This is a genomic window from Acidovorax sp. LjRoot204, assembly GCF_056175785.1.
Genome location: NZ_JBGFFF010000012.1, coordinates 39,391 through 54,040, shown reverse-complemented (window position 1 = coordinate 54,040; position 14,650 = coordinate 39,391). Strand labels below are relative to the sequence as shown.

19 protein-coding genes are annotated in these 14,650 nt (G+C 64.6%); 10 read left to right on the top strand and 9 right to left on the bottom strand.

The annotated features are described in order from the left end of the window. Positions 1–361: DUF455 family protein (locus AC04MI_RS04505; RefSeq protein ID WP_476497167.1), on the bottom strand; the 361-nt coding region annotated here is incomplete at its 3' end. A 113-nt stretch (positions 362–474) separates the two neighbouring features. On the opposite strand from AC04MI_RS04505, the gene AC04MI_RS04500 reads away from it, so the two are divergent. From AC04MI_RS04500 to AC04MI_RS04490, 3 genes are all read left to right on the top strand, one after another. Continuing rightward, a complete protein-coding gene (locus AC04MI_RS04500; protein ID WP_436077957.1) occupies positions 475–999 on the top strand; it encodes a gamma carbonic anhydrase family protein in 525 nt (174 codons plus the stop codon). A gap of 50 nt (positions 1,000–1,049) precedes the next feature. Beyond that, positions 1,050–2,042 carry an Hsp33 family molecular chaperone HslO gene (gene hslO, locus AC04MI_RS04495; RefSeq protein ID WP_056743430.1) on the top strand — a complete coding sequence of 331 codons (993 nt, stop codon included), beginning with the start codon at positions 1,050–1,052 and terminating at the stop codon, positions 2,040–2,042. A 198-nt stretch (positions 2,043–2,240) separates the two neighbouring features. Beyond that, on the top strand, positions 2,241–2,711 hold the full coding sequence (locus tag AC04MI_RS04490; protein ID WP_056743428.1) for a CZB domain-containing protein: 471 nt from the start codon (positions 2,241–2,243) through the stop codon (positions 2,709–2,711). On the opposite strand, the gene AC04MI_RS04485 is transcribed toward AC04MI_RS04490, so the two are convergent. From AC04MI_RS04485 to AC04MI_RS04460, 6 genes are all read right to left on the bottom strand, one after another. Next, on the bottom strand, positions 2,692–3,210 hold the full coding sequence (locus AC04MI_RS04485) for a hypothetical protein (protein WP_436077956.1): 519 nt from the start codon (positions 3,208–3,210) through the stop codon (positions 2,692–2,694). The genes AC04MI_RS04490 and AC04MI_RS04485 overlap by 20 nt on opposite strands. A gap of 123 nt (positions 3,211–3,333) precedes the next feature. Then, on the bottom strand, positions 3,334–3,612 hold the full coding sequence (locus AC04MI_RS04480) for a septum formation initiator family protein (RefSeq protein WP_056061693.1): 279 nt from the start codon (positions 3,610–3,612) through the stop codon (positions 3,334–3,336). Between the two features lie 34 nt (positions 3,613–3,646). Further along, positions 3,647–4,933 (bottom strand): phosphopyruvate hydratase, encoded by a 1,287-nt coding sequence (eno, locus tag AC04MI_RS04475; RefSeq protein WP_056061696.1) that lies wholly within the window; start codon positions 4,931–4,933, stop codon positions 3,647–3,649. A gap of 99 nt (positions 4,934–5,032) precedes the next feature. Beyond that, positions 5,033–5,323 carry a DUF1330 domain-containing protein gene (locus AC04MI_RS04470; protein ID WP_056061699.1) on the bottom strand — a complete coding sequence of 97 codons (291 nt, stop codon included), beginning with the start codon at positions 5,321–5,323 and terminating at the stop codon, positions 5,033–5,035. A 3-nt stretch (positions 5,324–5,326) separates the two neighbouring features. Then, positions 5,327–6,184, bottom strand: coding sequence for a 3-deoxy-8-phosphooctulonate synthase (gene kdsA / locus AC04MI_RS04465; protein ID WP_436077955.1), 858 nt, complete (start codon positions 6,182–6,184; stop codon positions 5,327–5,329). 12 nt (positions 6,185–6,196) lie between these two features. Next, on the bottom strand, positions 6,197–7,855 hold the full coding sequence (locus AC04MI_RS04460) for a CTP synthase (protein WP_056743420.1): 1,659 nt from the start codon (positions 7,853–7,855) through the stop codon (positions 6,197–6,199). Between the two features lie 91 nt (positions 7,856–7,946). On the opposite strand from AC04MI_RS04460, the gene coaBC reads away from it, so the two are divergent. The 4 genes from coaBC to AC04MI_RS04440 all read left to right on the top strand — a co-directional run bounded on the left by coaBC (position 7,947) and on the right by AC04MI_RS04440 (position 10,851). Then, entirely contained in the window at positions 7,947–9,170 is a 1,224-nt protein-coding gene (gene coaBC, locus AC04MI_RS04455) for a bifunctional phosphopantothenoylcysteine decarboxylase/phosphopantothenate--cysteine ligase CoaBC (RefSeq protein ID WP_436077954.1), read from the top strand. Positions 9,171–9,194: 24 nt separating this feature from the next. Then, entirely contained in the window at positions 9,195–9,695 is a 501-nt protein-coding gene (locus AC04MI_RS04450; RefSeq protein ID WP_436077953.1) for a hypothetical protein, read from the top strand. After that, positions 9,692–10,138, top strand: a complete 447-nt coding sequence (gene dut / locus AC04MI_RS04445) for a dUTP diphosphatase (protein ID WP_015013334.1) — start codon at positions 9,692–9,694, stop codon at positions 10,136–10,138. The genes AC04MI_RS04450 and dut overlap by 4 nt, the downstream gene beginning before the upstream one ends. A 212-nt stretch (positions 10,139–10,350) precedes the next feature. After that, positions 10,351–10,851, top strand: coding sequence for an outer membrane lipoprotein (locus tag AC04MI_RS04440; RefSeq protein WP_056061711.1), 501 nt, complete (start codon positions 10,351–10,353; stop codon positions 10,849–10,851). A 70-nt stretch (positions 10,852–10,921) separates the two neighbouring features. Here AC04MI_RS04440 and AC04MI_RS04435 read toward each other — a convergent pair whose 3' ends face one another. Then, positions 10,922–11,446: an FKBP-type peptidyl-prolyl cis-trans isomerase gene (locus AC04MI_RS04435; protein WP_436077952.1), complete on the bottom strand. Its 525-nt coding sequence runs from the start codon at positions 11,444–11,446 to the stop codon at positions 10,922–10,924. A gap of 54 nt (positions 11,447–11,500) precedes the next feature. On the opposite strand from AC04MI_RS04435, the gene AC04MI_RS04430 reads away from it, so the two are divergent. The 3 genes from AC04MI_RS04430 (at position 11,501) to AC04MI_RS04420 (ending at position 13,693) form a co-directional block, all read left to right on the top strand. Then, positions 11,501–12,625 carry a cupin domain-containing protein gene (locus AC04MI_RS04430; protein WP_192418780.1) on the top strand — a complete coding sequence of 375 codons (1,125 nt, stop codon included), beginning with the start codon at positions 11,501–11,503 and terminating at the stop codon, positions 12,623–12,625. Positions 12,626–12,644: 19 nt separating this feature from the next. Beyond that, a complete protein-coding gene (locus AC04MI_RS04425) occupies positions 12,645–13,166 on the top strand; it encodes a hypothetical protein (RefSeq protein ID WP_056061720.1) in 522 nt (173 codons plus the stop codon). Between the two features lie 251 nt (positions 13,167–13,417). After that, entirely contained in the window at positions 13,418–13,693 is a 276-nt protein-coding gene (locus AC04MI_RS04420; protein ID WP_082522412.1) for a hypothetical protein, read from the top strand. Positions 13,694–13,816: 123 nt separating this feature from the next. Here the strand turns inward: AC04MI_RS04420 and AC04MI_RS04415 are convergent, their stop codons facing one another. After that, entirely contained in the window at positions 13,817–14,599 is a 783-nt protein-coding gene (locus AC04MI_RS04415; RefSeq protein ID WP_099732049.1) for an MBL fold metallo-hydrolase, read from the bottom strand. Between the last annotated feature and the right edge of the window lie 51 nt (positions 14,600–14,650).

The following is a 14,650-nucleotide window of genomic DNA, read 5'->3' as shown; positions in this document are numbered from 1 at the left end:
GTTTGGCCTCTTCGGCCGCCACGCGCATCCAGTCCTGGTAGTAGGTGCGGGGCATACCGTCAAAGCGCCACACGGCGTCCAGCGCCAGGTTGATGGCGTTGAACTCGATGTGGGCGATGGCGTGGATGAGGATGGCCCGGCCCTCGTGGGTGGCGGGCGAGCGGCGGGCCACCTGGGTGTGGCGCAGCAGTTCGGGGCGCTCGGGACGGCCGGGCAGGGCGTCGGGGTCGGTGGGGGCCGCAGGGGCAGTATCTGCTATCGAAAGCGTAGCTGCCTGGGCATACAGGTCTAAAGCTGCAGCCGCTTTTTTTTCGGGGTCTGCCAGGCACAAGACCTGCAGTGCACGGTGGCGAAGCTCCATCCTTACAATTCTAGGCCTTGCCATCGGCACCAAGGCTTGCGCTTTGTAACGATTGGCGACCTCTCAGGGCGCGCCATGGCGTGCTGCTTTTTTTGTTTTAGCGGAGTGGGTGCATGGCAATTTACGAACTCGACGGTGTGGCTCCCAAGGTAGCGGCATCAGCCTGGGTGGCTGACAGCGCGCAGGTCATGGGCAATGTGGTGCTGGGCGAAGACGCCAGCGTATGGTTTGGCACCGTGGTGCGTGGCGACACCGAGAGCATCACCATCGGCGCAGGCTCCAACATCCAGGACGCAAGCGTGTTGCACGCCGACTTCGGCAAGCCCCTGGTGGTGGGCGAGCGGGTGACGGTGGGCCACCAGGTCATGCTGCATGGCTGCACCATCGGCGACGAATCGCTGATCGGCATTGGCGCTGTGGTGCTCAACGGCGCCAAGATCGGCAAGAACTGTCTGGTGGGCGCGGGCGCGCTGGTCACCGAGGGCAAGGAGTTTCCCGATGGCTCCATGATCATCGGCAGCCCTGCCAAGGCGGTGCGTGAACTCACCCCTGAGCAGATCGAAGGACTGCGCCAGAGCGCCCAACACTACATCGACAATGCGCGCCGCTTCCAACGCGGCCTGCGCAAGATCGGCTGAACGCCGCCCACTGGCGCTCTCTGCTGCTATTTTTCTCCTGGAATCCCTGCGTGTCTGAACTCCACAAGTTTCTTTTCGATGGTCTGCCCGTGCGCGGCATGATCGTGCGCCTTACCGATGCCTGGACCGAGATCCTGAAACGCCGGGCGGGCAACACCGCCACCGGTGCCTATCCCGCCCCCGTGAGCGAGCTGCTGGGCGAGATGGCGGCCGCCGGCGTGCTGATGCAGTCCAACATCAAGTTCAACGGCGCGCTGGTGCTGCAGGTGTTTGGTGATGGCCCCGTCAAATTGGCCGTGGCCGAGGTGCAGTCGGACCTGAGCCTGCGCGCGACAGCCACCGTGAATGGCGAGGTGCTGCCGGACGCGAAGCTGAGCCAGATGGTCAATGTGGGCGGCGGTGGCCGCTGCGCCATCACCCTGGACCCCAAGGACCGCCACCCCGGCCAGCAGCCCTACCAGGGCGTGGTGCCTCTGCACGGCGACCACCACGAAAAGCTGGAGCGTCTGTCGGACGTGCTGCAGCACTACATGCTGCAGTCCGAGCAGCTCGACACCATTTTGGTGCTCGGCGCCAACGACCAGGTGGCGGCAGGCCTCTTGATCCAACGCATGCCCATCAAGGGCGAGGGCAACCTGGCTGCGGGCCTCTCGCACCGCGAGAACGAAGACCAGATCGGCCACAACGAGGACTACAACCGCATTGCGCACCTGGCTGCCAGCCTGACCCGCGAAGAACTGCTGACGCTGGATGTGGATACCATCCTGCGCCGCCTGTTCTGGGAAGAAAAGTTGCTGCGCTTTGAACCCCAGCAGGGCGCCAGCGGCCCGCGTTTTGCCTGCACCTGCAGCCGCGAGCGCGTGAGCAACATGCTGCGCAACCTGGGCGCTGAAGAGGCCGAGAGCATCCTCGCCGAGCGCGACGACATCGAAGTGGGTTGCGAGTTCTGCGGCCAGCAGTACCGGTTTGATGCCGTGGATGCTGCGCAGATTTTTGTCTCGCCCGCCGCTGCTCAGCCCCCGGGGCCCACAGGCATCCAGTAGCCGTCTGCAGCCTCCATCGGGCGCGGTGGTCGGCTGACCATCGTTGACAATCGCCCCCGCCATCCCCGCCTAAGATTCCTGGGTCACCCTGCAGCAGCGCCTGCCGCTGCGAGGGGCCGGCGCACAAGGTCCGATCGCAAGGCCTGTGTGCGTTCAAGCGATCACATCCGGTCGCGCAGGAAATGAACGAGGGGTGTCATGCAGTTTCTTCGCCGTGTTCTGGGGGGCCGCCGGGCCAGCCCGGCTACGCCTCCGCTGGCGCTGTACGACAGCGCGGCGGCACCCGACTCGCGGCGTGCCGATACCCTGCTCGCCGCGCTGGACATCGACGCCGCCATCAATGCCCACGAGCGCTGGAAAGACCGCCTGATGGACTACCTGGAGGGCCGCACCTCCGCCGGGCTGGACCCGGCGCTGGTGCGCCGCGCTGACCACAGTGCGCTGGGTCGCTGGTTGCACGGCGTAGGCGGCGAGCTGCTGGGCGACCAGCCGGCCTATCCGCTGCTGGTGGCGCGCTACCAATACTTTCATGAGCAGGCGGCCACCCTGGTGGAACTGGCCCAGCAGGGCGAATGGGACCGGGCTGTGCAGGTGCTCAACGGTGGTTACCGCTATGGTTCCAGCCAGGTGGTGTTGCTTCTCAAGGAACTCAAGCGCGGTCTGGCGTGATGGCTTGCGGCGGTGTCGTATCCCGCTGCTCAACGAGCGCCGTGAACAGTCGATGCTCACAAGCCGGGTCGCTGCACTTTTCGCAGTTCCAGGCGCGTAGCCGGGCTGCTCTGGGCGTATTTTCAGTCTCCCATGCGGCCCTTGCGCTAGTGGAATATGCTTTTGGCGCTATATTTTGTATAGCAATAAGCGCATTGCGAGTGCGCTGCTCGCCCGTTCCGTACACCACGCGGTAGGGGATCGCCGCAGCCGCCAGGGCCGCACGCAGCCGGGTATCGCAGGCCTCCTGCGCAGTCCGTTCCTCGGCAGGGCAGGGCTGGTCGAGACCCATCAGCAGGGTCAATGCCACCGCGCCGGAGTCTGCCTGCGGCGTGGGCGGGGTGTGGGCCAGGTGCGGGTGGTGCAGGGCGATATGTGCCGTGCCGGGAGTGATCTGCTGCTGCAGCGCCTGTGCCAACGCCTCCACGCCCGTGTAGGGCGCGCCCAGCAGGGCAATCAAGGGAGTGGGGGGTGGGGACTGCCGCACGGGGGTGAATGAAGCGCAGGCCTTGGTCAATGGCTGCGTTGTGGGTGTGGACGGTGCGGGGTGGTCCAAGGCGGCTGAGTGACCCCGCACGGCAGGTCAGCGGGGTGTGAACTGCACGTACACCTCGTTGGGCTTGACCATGCCCAGCTCGCTGCGCGCCTTTTCTTCCACCATATCGAGGCCTTCCTTGAGGTCGTGCACCTCCGAGGTCAGCCGCGCATTCGCCTGGCGGGCCTGTTCATTGGCCGCCTTCTGCACATCAATCTGCCGCTGCATCGCATTGACGCGCGGCACACTGCCCCGCCCCAGCCAGAGCTGGGCGTGCAGCGCTGCCAGCAAGGCCAGCAGGATGACGGGGACGATGCGGGAGACCAATGGAGGGCTCGCTCAGGCGAGGGCTGCCAGGGGCTCAGCGCAGGTTGTAGAACGCAGCGCGGCCAGGGTACTGCGCAATCTCGCCCAGATCTTCCTCAATGCGCAGCAGCTGGTTGTACTTGGCGATGCGGTCCGAGCGCGACAGCGAGCCGGTCTTGATCTGGCCCGCATTCGTGCCCACCGCGATGTCGGCAATGGTGCTGTCTTCGGTCTCGCCCGAGCGGTGCGAGATCACGGCGGTGTAGCCGGCGCGCTTGGCCATCTCGATGGCAGCGAAGGTCTCGGTCAGCGTGCCGATCTGGTTGATCTTGATCAGGATCGAGTTGGCAATGCGCTTGTCGATGCCTTCCTTCAGGATCTTGGTGTTGGTCACGAACAGGTCGTCACCCACCAGTTGCACCTTGTCGCCCAGGCGTTCGGTCAGATGCTTCCAGCCGTCCCAGTCGCCTTCGTGCATGCCGTCTTCGATGCTGATGATCGGGTACTTGTCCACCCAGGCCGCCAGCATGTCCGTCCACTGCTGGGCGGTGAGCTTGAGGCCGCCTTCGCCTTCCAGCACATAGTGGCCGTCCTTGTAGAACTCGCTCGCAGCGCAGTCCAGGCCCAGGGCGATCTGATCGCCCGCCGTGTAGCCCGCAGCTTCAATGGCTTGCAGGATCAGGCGGATGGCTGCTTCGTGGTTTTCAACGCTGGGGGCAAAGCCGCCTTCGTCGCCCACGGCGGTGCTGATGCCCTTATCGTGCAGGATCTTCTTGAGCGCGTGGAACACTTCGGCGCCCCAGCGCACGGCTTCGCGGAACGTGGGCGCGCCCACCGGGATGATCATGAACTCCTGCAGGTCCAGGCTGTTGTTGGCGTGTGCGCCGCCGTTGATCACGTTCATCATGGGCACGGGCAGTTGCACGCTGCCCATGCCGCCCAGGTAGCGGTACAGGGGCAGGCCAGACTCTTCGGCGGCGGCGCGGGCCACGGCCATCGACACGGCCAGCATGGCGTTGGCGCCCAGGCGGCTCTTGTTCTCGGTGCCATCGAGGTCGATCAGGGTCTTGTCCAGGAAGGCCTGCTCGGAGGCATCCAGGCCCAGCACGGCTTCGCTGATCTCGGTGTTGATGTATTCCACGGCCTTGAGCACGCCCTTGCCCAGGTAGCGGCCTTTGTCGCCGTCGCGCATTTCAATGGCTTCACGGCTGCCGGTGGAGGCGCCCGATGGCACAGCGGCCCGGCCCATCACGCCCGATTCGAGCAACACGTCGCATTCGACGGTGGGGTTGCCGCGGCTGTCCAGAATCTCGCGACCGACGATGTCAACGATGGCACTCATGGTTTTCCTTTTGCAGAAGTTTTAAATCAAATCAGTCTCTAGCGCCTTCTGTATAAGCGCTAGCAGCTATAAATTGGTGAGCGATTTGGGTGTGTGCGCTCAGACGCCTTCGACACACACCATGCGCATGACGGCGGCGCCTTCGCGGGCGGCCTTGGCTTTCTGGTACTCGGGCGTGTCGTAGAAGGCGCGAGCGGCTTCAAAGCTCGGGAACTTGAGGATCACGGTACGACCGGGGTTCCAGTCGCCCTCCAGCACTTCGACCTTGCCGCCACGCACGCAGACTTCAGCGCCGTGGGCTTGCATGGCCAGGGTGCTCCACTTGCGGTACTCGTCATACTGCGTGGGGTTGGTGACGGTGACGGATGCGATGACGTAACCACTGCTCATGTCTCAAGCTCCAAAGTTGTTTTCGAGGAATCCGTTTTTCTTGGTGACATCGTCCAGGGCCACCAAGGTCTCCAGCAGCGCCTTCATGTGCTTGAGCGGTACGGCGTTGGGGCCGTCCGACCAGGCCTCGGCGGGGCGGGGGTGGGTTTCCATGAACAGGCCCGCCACGCCCACAGCCACGCCGGCACGCGCCAGCACGGGCACCATGTCGCGCGCACCACCGCTCACGGCGCCCAGGCCGCCGGGCTTTTGTACCGAGTGGGTCACGTCAAACACCACGGGTGCGCCGGAGTTGCGCATCTCGGCCAGGCTGGTCATGTCGGCCACGAGGTTGTTGTAGCCAAAGCTCACACCGCGCTCGCAGGCCAGGAACCGGTCTTCCGACAGGCCGACTTCGGCCGCTGCAGACCGGGCCTTGTCAATGACGTTCTTCATGTCCCAGGGCGCCAGGAACTGGCCCTTCTTGATGTTCACCGGCTTGCCACTTTGGGCCACGGCGCGGATGAAGTCCGTCTGGCGGCACAGGAAGGCAGGCGTCTGCAGCACATCGACCACGCTGGCCACCTCGGCCACGTGCGAGGTGTCGTGCACGTCGGTCAGGATGGGCAGCTGCAGCTGGCGGCGCACTTCATCGAGGATCTTCAGGCCGGCCTCCAGCCCCACACCACGCTTGCTGGTGCCCGACGAGCGGTTGGCCTTGTCGAACGAGCCTTTGTAGATCAGCGGAATGCCCAGCGGCGCGCAGGCTTCCTTGAGCTGGCCTGCGACATCGAGCGACATCTCCAGGCCTTCAATGGAACAGGTGCCTGCGATCAGGAAAAAGCGCTGGTCCACGCCGACGTTGAATCCGCACAGCTGCATGGTGAGGTCCCCTTAGGCTTTTTTCGCGGCTTGCTGGTGTTCCACGGCCGCCTTGATGAAGGCATTGAACAGCGGGTGGCCGTTCCAGGGCGTGGACTTGAACTCGGGGTGGAACTGCACGCCGATGAACCAGGGGTGCACGGTTTGCGGCAGCTCCACGATTTCGGTGAGTTCTTCACGCTGGGTCAGCGCCGAGATCACCAGGCCCGCCTTGCGCAACTGGTCCAGGTAGTTCACGTTGGCTTCGTAGCGGTGGCGGTGGCGCTCGGTCACCACATCGCCGTAGATGCTGTGGGCCAGTGTGTCCTTGGCCACGTCCGAGCTTTGCGCGCCCAGGCGCATGGTGCCGCCCAGATCGGAGTTTTCGTCGCGTTTCTTGATGGTGCCGTCCGCGTCCTTCCACTCGGTGATCAGGGCGATCACGGGGTGGGGCGTGGTGGGGTCGAACTCGGTGCTGTTGGCGTGGGCGAGGCCCGCCACGTGGCGCGCGTATTCAATGGTGGCCACCTGCATCCCCAGGCAGATGCCCAGGTAGGGCACCTTGCGCTCGCGGGCAAACTGGGCCGTGGCGATCTTGCCTTCCACACCACGCTGGCCGAAGCCGCCGGGCACCAGAATGGCGTCGTATTTGGCGAGCTTGGCGGCTGCATCGGCGCTGTCGATGGTCTCGGAATCGACATGGTCGATCTTCACGCGCACATGGTTGCGCATGCCGGCGTGGCGCAGGGCTTCGTTGACCGACTTGTAGCTGTCCGACAGGTCCACATACTTGCCCACCATGGCGATGGTGACTTCGCCCTGGGGGTGTTCGGTCTCATGCACCAGATCGTCCCAGCGCTTGAGGCTGGTGGGCGGGGTGTTCAGGCGCAGCTTGTCGCAGATCAGGCCGTCCAGGCCCTGCTCGTGCAGCATGCGCGGCACCTTGTAGATGGTGTCCACGTCCCACATGCTGATCACGCCCCATTCGGGCACGTTGGTGAACAGCGAGATCTTGGCGCGCTCTTCCTCGGGAATACGGCGGTCGGCACGGCACAGCAGGGCGTCGGCCTGGATGCCGATCTCGCGCAGCTTTTGCACCGTGTGCTGGGTGGGCTTGGTCTTGAGCTCGCCCGCTGCCGCGATCCAGGGCAGGTAGGTCAGGTGCACGAAGGCCGCGTTGTTGGGCCCCATGCGCAGGCTCATCTGGCGCACGGCTTCTAGGAACGGCAGCGATTCGATGTCGCCCACGGTGCCGCCGATCTCGACGATGGCCACATCCACGGCATCGGGCGTGCCAATGCCGGCGCCGCGCTTGATGAATTCCTGGATTTCGTTGGTGACATGAGGAATGACCTGCACGGTCTTGCCCAGGTAGTCGCCACGGCGTTCCTTCTCCAGCACGGACTGGTAAATCTTGCCCGTCGTGAAGTTATTGGTTTTCTTCATGCGCGTTTCGATGAAACGCTCATAGTGGCCCAGATCCAGGTCGGTTTCTGCGCCGTCATCGGTCACGAACACTTCGCCGTGCTGGAACGGCGACATGGTGCCCGGGTCTACGTTGATGTAGGGGTCAAGCTTGATGAGGGTGACTTTGAGTCCCCGCGATTCGAGGATCGCGGCAAGGGAGGCTGAGGCGATTCCCTTACCGAGGGAAGACACCACACCGCCGGTGACGAAGACAAATTTGGTCATGTCTTTTTTGGTGGTGGGAAATTGGGATTATAGATGGCACCCCGGCGACACCCCCGGGGGTAGGGTCACCCCCGTCTGCTAAATTCGCGCCATGAATGAGCTTGCTGGCAAACACATTGTTCTGGGTCTGAGTGGGGGCGTGGCTTGCTACAAGGCAGCCGATCTGTGCCGCCAGCTCATCAAGGAAGGCGCCACCGTGCAGGTAGTGATGACCGAGGCGGCAGAGCAGTTCATCACCCCGGTCACCATGCAGGCGCTGTCTGGCCGCACGGTGTACGGCTCGCAATGGGATGCGCGCGAGCCCAACAACATGCCCCACATCAACCTGAGCCGCGACGCGGATGTGATCCTGATCGCGCCTTGCAGTGCGGACTTCATTGCGCGCCTGGTGCAGGGCAGGGCGGACGAGTTGCTCAGCCTGCTGTGCCTGGCGCGTCCCGCCCAGCGTGTGCCCCTGTTGCTGGCCCCTGCGATGAACCGCGAAATGTGGGCGCACCCGGCCACGCAGCGCAATCTGGCCCAGGTGGCGCAGGACGGTGCAGTGGTGCTGGGCGTGGGCAATGGTGACCAGGCCTGTGGCGAGACGGGTGACGGCCGCATGCTGGAGCCGCTGGAGCTGCTGGACGAGCTGATCGCTTTTTTCACGCCCAAGACCCTTGTGGGCCGGTCGGTACTCGTCACGGCGGGGCCCACGTTTGAAGCCATTGACCCGGTGCGTGGCATCACCAACCTGTCGAGCGGAAAGATGGGCTTTGCTGTGGCCCGGGCGGCGCGCGAGGCGGGTGCCGATGTCACCCTGGTCGCAGGGCCGGTGCATGTGCCCACGCCACGCGGCGTGCGGCGTGTCAATGTGCAGTCCGCCCAGGAGATGCTGGCGGCCGTGGAGCGGCATGCCCAGGCCGCCTCGGTGTTTGTTGCCACCGCCGCCGTGGCTGACTGGCGCCCTGCCCACCAGTCCGACCAAAAGATCAAGAAAGACGGCTCGGGCCAGTCCCCGTCGCTGGAGTTCGTCGAGAACCCCGACATTCTGGCCACCGTAGCCCGGTCGCCGCATGCGCTGGAAGGGGATCTTTTCTGCGTGGGTTTTGCCGCCGAAAGCCATGACCTGCTGGCCCATGCCACCGCCAAAAGGACGCGCAAGGGCGTCCCCTTGCTGGTGGGCAATATTGGCCCCGCTACCTTTGGGCAGGACGACAACGCCCTGCTGCTGGTGGACGCGCAGGGCCACCGCGAGTTACCTCGCGCGTCCAAGCGTGTGCTGGCGCAGCAGCTTATCGCTGAGATCGCCGCGCGTTTGCCACCTTTGCGTTCTTGACGACCACCACCGTGGGGAGGTGTGATGACAACTGGTGCCACCAAGCCTGATTGGGACACGCCACCCGATGGCGACTTTGCGGCTTATGTGGAGCGGCTGACAGCCCAGGCGCCTTTGCAAAAGGCCCGAGCGGCACAGGCAAGTGCTGCCGCTACCAACGGTGCCGTTCAGTCATCCAAGGCCAGTGCGCCAGCGACTTCCCTGCCTCAGGTCCTGCCGCCCAATGTGCTGCAGCTGATGCAGCCGCTCGCGGGCGCACTGCGCACGGTGCGATCGGTGTTGCTGGTAGTGATGGTGTTGCATGGCATTGTGCTGTTCCTGCTTGGCCAGGGCTCGCTGCCAGGCCTGGTGGTTATGGGGGCGGTGTGGTGGGGACTGGGTTGGCTGATGCAATCGGCTGCGCAGGCTGGGGGTGCGCAGGCCCCGGGTGGTCGTGCAGGGATGGAGTCGTTGCAGGATCGCCTGCGACAAATGGCGCAGCAGCGCAGTGGCACAGGAATAGGAACAGGAAAGAAGAAACCGTGAAGATAGATGTGAAGATTCTCGATCCGCGCATGGCGGACCAATTGCCCACCTACGCCACACCCGGTAGCGCTGGGCTGGACCTGCGTGCCTGCCTGGATGCGCCGCTGACCCTGCAGCCCAACGCCTGGCAACTGGTGCCTACCGGCATTGCGATCTACCTGCAAGACCCGGGCTATGCCGCACTGATCTTGCCGCGCTCGGGCCTGGGGCATAAACATGGCATCGTGCTTGGCAATCTGGTGGGGTTGATCGACAGTGACTACCAAGGGCAGCTCATGGTGAGCGCATGGAACCGCAGCAATGTGGCGTTTACCCTGGAGCCCATGGAGCGGCTGGCCCAATTGGTGATTGTTCCGGTGGTGCAGGCCCAGTTCAACGTCGTCACCGAGTTTGCGGCCACGCAGCGGGGTGAGGGGGGCTACGGATCCACAGGCAAGTCCTGAGGTGGACCGCTCGGGGCTCCAAGCGCGTGATGGGTGAGTGGCCGGGTTGTAAGACCCCGCTTACGTTCCGATGGGTCTGTTACCGACATGGCGATGGCCCCTTGTCTACGCCGCGGCATCCTCAGGCGTTGTTCCAATCGGTACATGGGCATTGAGCTCTGGGTCGTCGGAGATTTTTCAGTGCCTGCCCCAACAACTTCTGGAGATTGAACATGCAATTCACCCGTCCCCTCGCCCTCGTGGGCACCGTGGTTCTGGCTGCTTCGCTGGCTGCTTGCGGCCACAGCCGCCCGGCACCTGCTCCGCAATACTCCGGCGGTTATTCGAGTGGCTACCAGACGGCTCCTGCCTATCCGCAGAATCAGGCAGGCACCGAATATGGTCGCGTGTCCAACATCGAGGTCCTGCAGGGCCGCAGCCAAGGCCAGACCACCGGCACTGGTGCCGTTCTGGGCGCGGTGGTGGGCGGCGTTCTGGGCAACCAGGTGGGCAAGGGCACGGGTCGTGCTGCAGCCACCGCTGTAGGCGTGTTGGGTGGAGCGGTGGCCGGCAACGCCATCGAGGGGCGCAACAACCAGGAATATGTGCAGGGATACCGGTTGTCTGTGCAGCTGGACCAGGGGGGGTATCGCGTGTATGACGTGAGCAGCCCGGGTGACCTGCGCATCGGCGATCGCGTGCGTCTGTACAACGGTCAGATTTCGCGCATGTGACCTGACGCACTGCCCTCACAAACGGGTGCTCCGAGTTTCCTCGGGGCGCCCGTTGTGCTTTTGGTGGGACTTAGTGCAGCAACGAGCTGCCTGGCGCCTGGGGCTGGACGCGGAAGAAGCCGGTTCCGGCCGTGCCACGTCCGATTTCTTCTTCGGTGGCTTCGCGCACGGCCTGCACCGTCAGTTGCAGGCGCAGCGCGATGCCCGCCAGCGGGTGGTTACCGTCGAGCACGATATGTTCGGGATAGATTTCGGCCACGGTGTAGAGGGCCGTGCGGGGGGCATCGGGGTTGCAGCCCTCGGGCAGGGCCATGCCGTCAAACGTCATCCCTTCTTCGATCTCGGCGGGGAAGAGGGCGCGGGGCTCCAGAAACAGCAATTGGTCATTGAAGTCACCGAAAGCGTCCTCGGGTTCGAGGTGCAGTGCCAGCGTGGTACCAGGGCCGTGGCCTTGCAGGGCCTCTTCGATACGGGGCAGGAGATCATCACCGCCCACCAGAAACTCCACGGGTTCGTCGAGTACGTCGAGTTCTTCGCCCAGGGTGTCTTTCAGGGTCCAGGTCAGTGCGACCACACATTGTTGGGTAATTTCCATAGGAGAATTGTCGCAGTTTGACCAACGGCCCCGCAAAAGGGCAACACTTTCCCCATGGACATTCAGCAACCCTTGGCCCTGCTCGGCGGCCTCACTCCCGCGCAATTCATGCGCCGCCACTGGCAGAAGAAGCCCTTGCTGGTGCGCCAAGCCATCCCGCAGTTTGCGCCTCCGGTGCTGCGGGCCGAGCTGTTTGCGCTGGCCGGGCAGGAGGGTGTGGAGTCCCGCCTGGTGCAACAGATCAAAGGCGCCTGGAAACTGCGCCACGGGCCCTTCAACCGCCGTGCGCTGCCTGCGTTGCAGCAGCCTGACTGGACGCTGCTCGTACAGGGCGTCGATCTGCACAACGACGCGGTGCATGCGCTGATGCAGCAGTTTCGTTTTGTGCCCGAGGCGCGGCTGGACGATCTCATGATCAGCTACGCCAGCAACGGCGGTGGCGTAGGGCCCCATTTCGACAGTTATGACGTCTTTTTGCTGCAGGCGCACGGCAAGCGGCGCTGGCGCATCGGGCGCCAAAAGGATCTGTCGCTGCGCGACGGCATTCCCTTGAAGGTGCTGGCCCAGTTCGAACCCGAGGAGGAGTTTGTGCTGGAGCCGGGTGACATGCTGTACCTGCCCCCGCGTTATGCCCACGACGGGATTGCCGAAGGCGAGTGCATGACCTACTCCATCGGTTTTCGCGCACCGGCCCGCGCCGAGCTGGCGCAAGAGCTGCTGGTGCGTCTGGCGGAAGATGCCGGGGAGGATGACCACCCGTTGCTGTACCGTGATGCGGGACAGGACGCGGTGGCGCAGCCGGCGCACATTCCTGCCGGGCTGCAGGACTTTGCGCGTGAGGCGCTGTCGCGCGCGCTGGCTCAGCCCCTGGTGTTGGAACGCGCGCTGGGCGAGTACCTGACCGAGCCTAAGCCCAGCGTGTGGTTTGAGCCTGGTGACCCCAAGGTGATGCTGGAAGGGGTGCGGCTGGACCGTAAGAGCCGCATGATGTACGACACACAGCACATCTTCATCAACGGCGAAAGCTACCGCGCAGCGGGGCGCGACGCCACACTGATGCGGCGCCTGGCCGATGAGCGCCAACTGTCGGCACGCGATCTGGCACGGGCCAGCGACGACGCGCTGGAGCTGCTTTCGTCGTGGTGCGATGCGGGCTGGGCCCATGCCTGGGCCGGCTGATACTGACCAGGAGCCAGTGATGACCGACACAGCAACCCCCTCCGCCGAGCCTTTGCGTGACTTGCCCAGTGGGCGATTCAGCGGACGTGAGGCGTTTCAGCAACTGGTGCGCGACGCCATTGCAACGGCGGCGCGGGACGGCTGGCAAGAGATCTTCATCAGCGATGCCCACTTTCATGACTGGCCCTTGGGCGAGCGTGCGGTGGTCGAGTGTTTGCAGGACTGGGCCCGCAGCGGCCGGCGCTTCACCATGCTGGCCTGCAGCTACGACGACGTGATCCGCCGCCATGCCCGCTTTGTGCGCTGGCGCGGTACCTGGGACCACATCATCACCTGCCGCCGCAGCCCGGCCGCCGACCCGCTGGACCTGCCCAGCGCGCTGTGGTCGCCGCAATGGGTGCTGCACCGGCTCGATCCTGAGCGCTGCGTGGGGGTGACCGGCAGCGAGGCCGATCGCCGGGTGCTGCTGCACGAGACACTCAACGAATGGGTGCGCAGCAAGAGCGCACCCGGCTTTCCCTCCACCACACTGGGTCTGTAGCCTTTGCCCCACTTTGGGGAGCGCCCGTTGGCATGGCGCCACGCGGCAGTCGCGCCCGGAGGGATACTGCGCAAAGTCAAGCTGGCGTAAAGCTTTCGTCAGTGTTAGTCAGTATTGACTAAATACCAATATAATCTGCGGCTGTGCCCAAAAAGGTGCAACCAAGTGCATTGTGCCAATGCGTGCATGGGCTCAGGAAGCCTGACGCCGTGGCTTTTCAAGATTCTGTCTGTCCAAATAGGAAAATCGAAATGAAGAACTCTCTCGTTCTGGCCGCCCTGATCGCTGCTGCTGCACTCGCCGCTTGTGGCAAGAAGGAAGAACCCGCTCCAGCACCCGCTCCTGTGGAAGCTCCTGCCGCAGCACCTGCTCCCGCCGCCGAGCCAGCAGCTCCTGCCGCTTCCGACGCTGCTGCTCCTGCCGCCGCTGCACCTGCTGCTGACGCTTCTGCTCCTGCCGCTGACGCTGCCAAGGCTGCTGCTGACGCTGCTGCCACCGCCGCTACCGGCGCTTCCGCAGCCAAGTAAATCGCTGCAGGCTCTGGGCTGACCTCAAGGTCGGCCTGTGCCACGGCCCCGCACCGCAAGGTCCGGGGCTTTTTTTATGCCCTTCGCCAGGGTGAGACATTTATGGACGCCCGGTCTGGGCCATCAAGGGTTGACGTCGAGCCAATCAGTGCCTTCGGTGGGGCTGGCGACCTGGATCTCCTCGTCCGCCCAACCCAGCGCGGCGGCGAGCGATTGGCGGGCGAGTGCGGGGAGGTTGTTTTGCGCACTCAGGTGCGCTGCCACTACGCACCGCAGGCTGTCGTGCTGCACCGCACGCAGGATCTCCGCCGTCGCCGGGTTGGCCAAGTGGCCGTACAGCCCGCCTACGCGGCGTTTCAGGAAGGGTGGGTAGCGGGATGCGGCCAGCATGTCGGGGTCGTGATTGGCCTCGATCAACAGGGCGTGGCATCCCTGCAGCTGCTGCAGCACATGGGGGCTGGCGTGGCCCAGGTCGGTCAGCACGCCCAAGTGTGCGGCGCCGTCGGAGCACCGCAGCTGCAGCGGCTCCCGGGCATCGTGGGGCACGGTGAAGGGGCGGGCTTCGAACGCGCCCATGTCAATCGCTTCCATGTCGTGCGCCACCCGCAGCAAGCCGTCCAAGTCTGGCGCACCGAGGGCCGCGTACGTGCCCTCGCTCATCCACACGGGAATGCGAAAACGCAGCGCCACGGTCTGGGCACAGCCGATGTGGTCCGAGTGTTCGTGGGTGATGAAGAGGGCGTCCAGGTCTTCCACCTGCAACTGCGCTTGCGCCAGACGGGCTTGCAGCTGCCGGATGCCGAGCCCGCAGTCGATCAGGAGGCGGCGAACCTGGCTGCCACTGCGGCCTTCGACGACCGTGGCATTGCCGGTGCTGCCGCTGCCCAGGTTCTTGAATCGAAGCATGGCGGAGCGAAAGGATGGGTTTGTGGCGGCCCAAAAAACCAGAGCCACCGT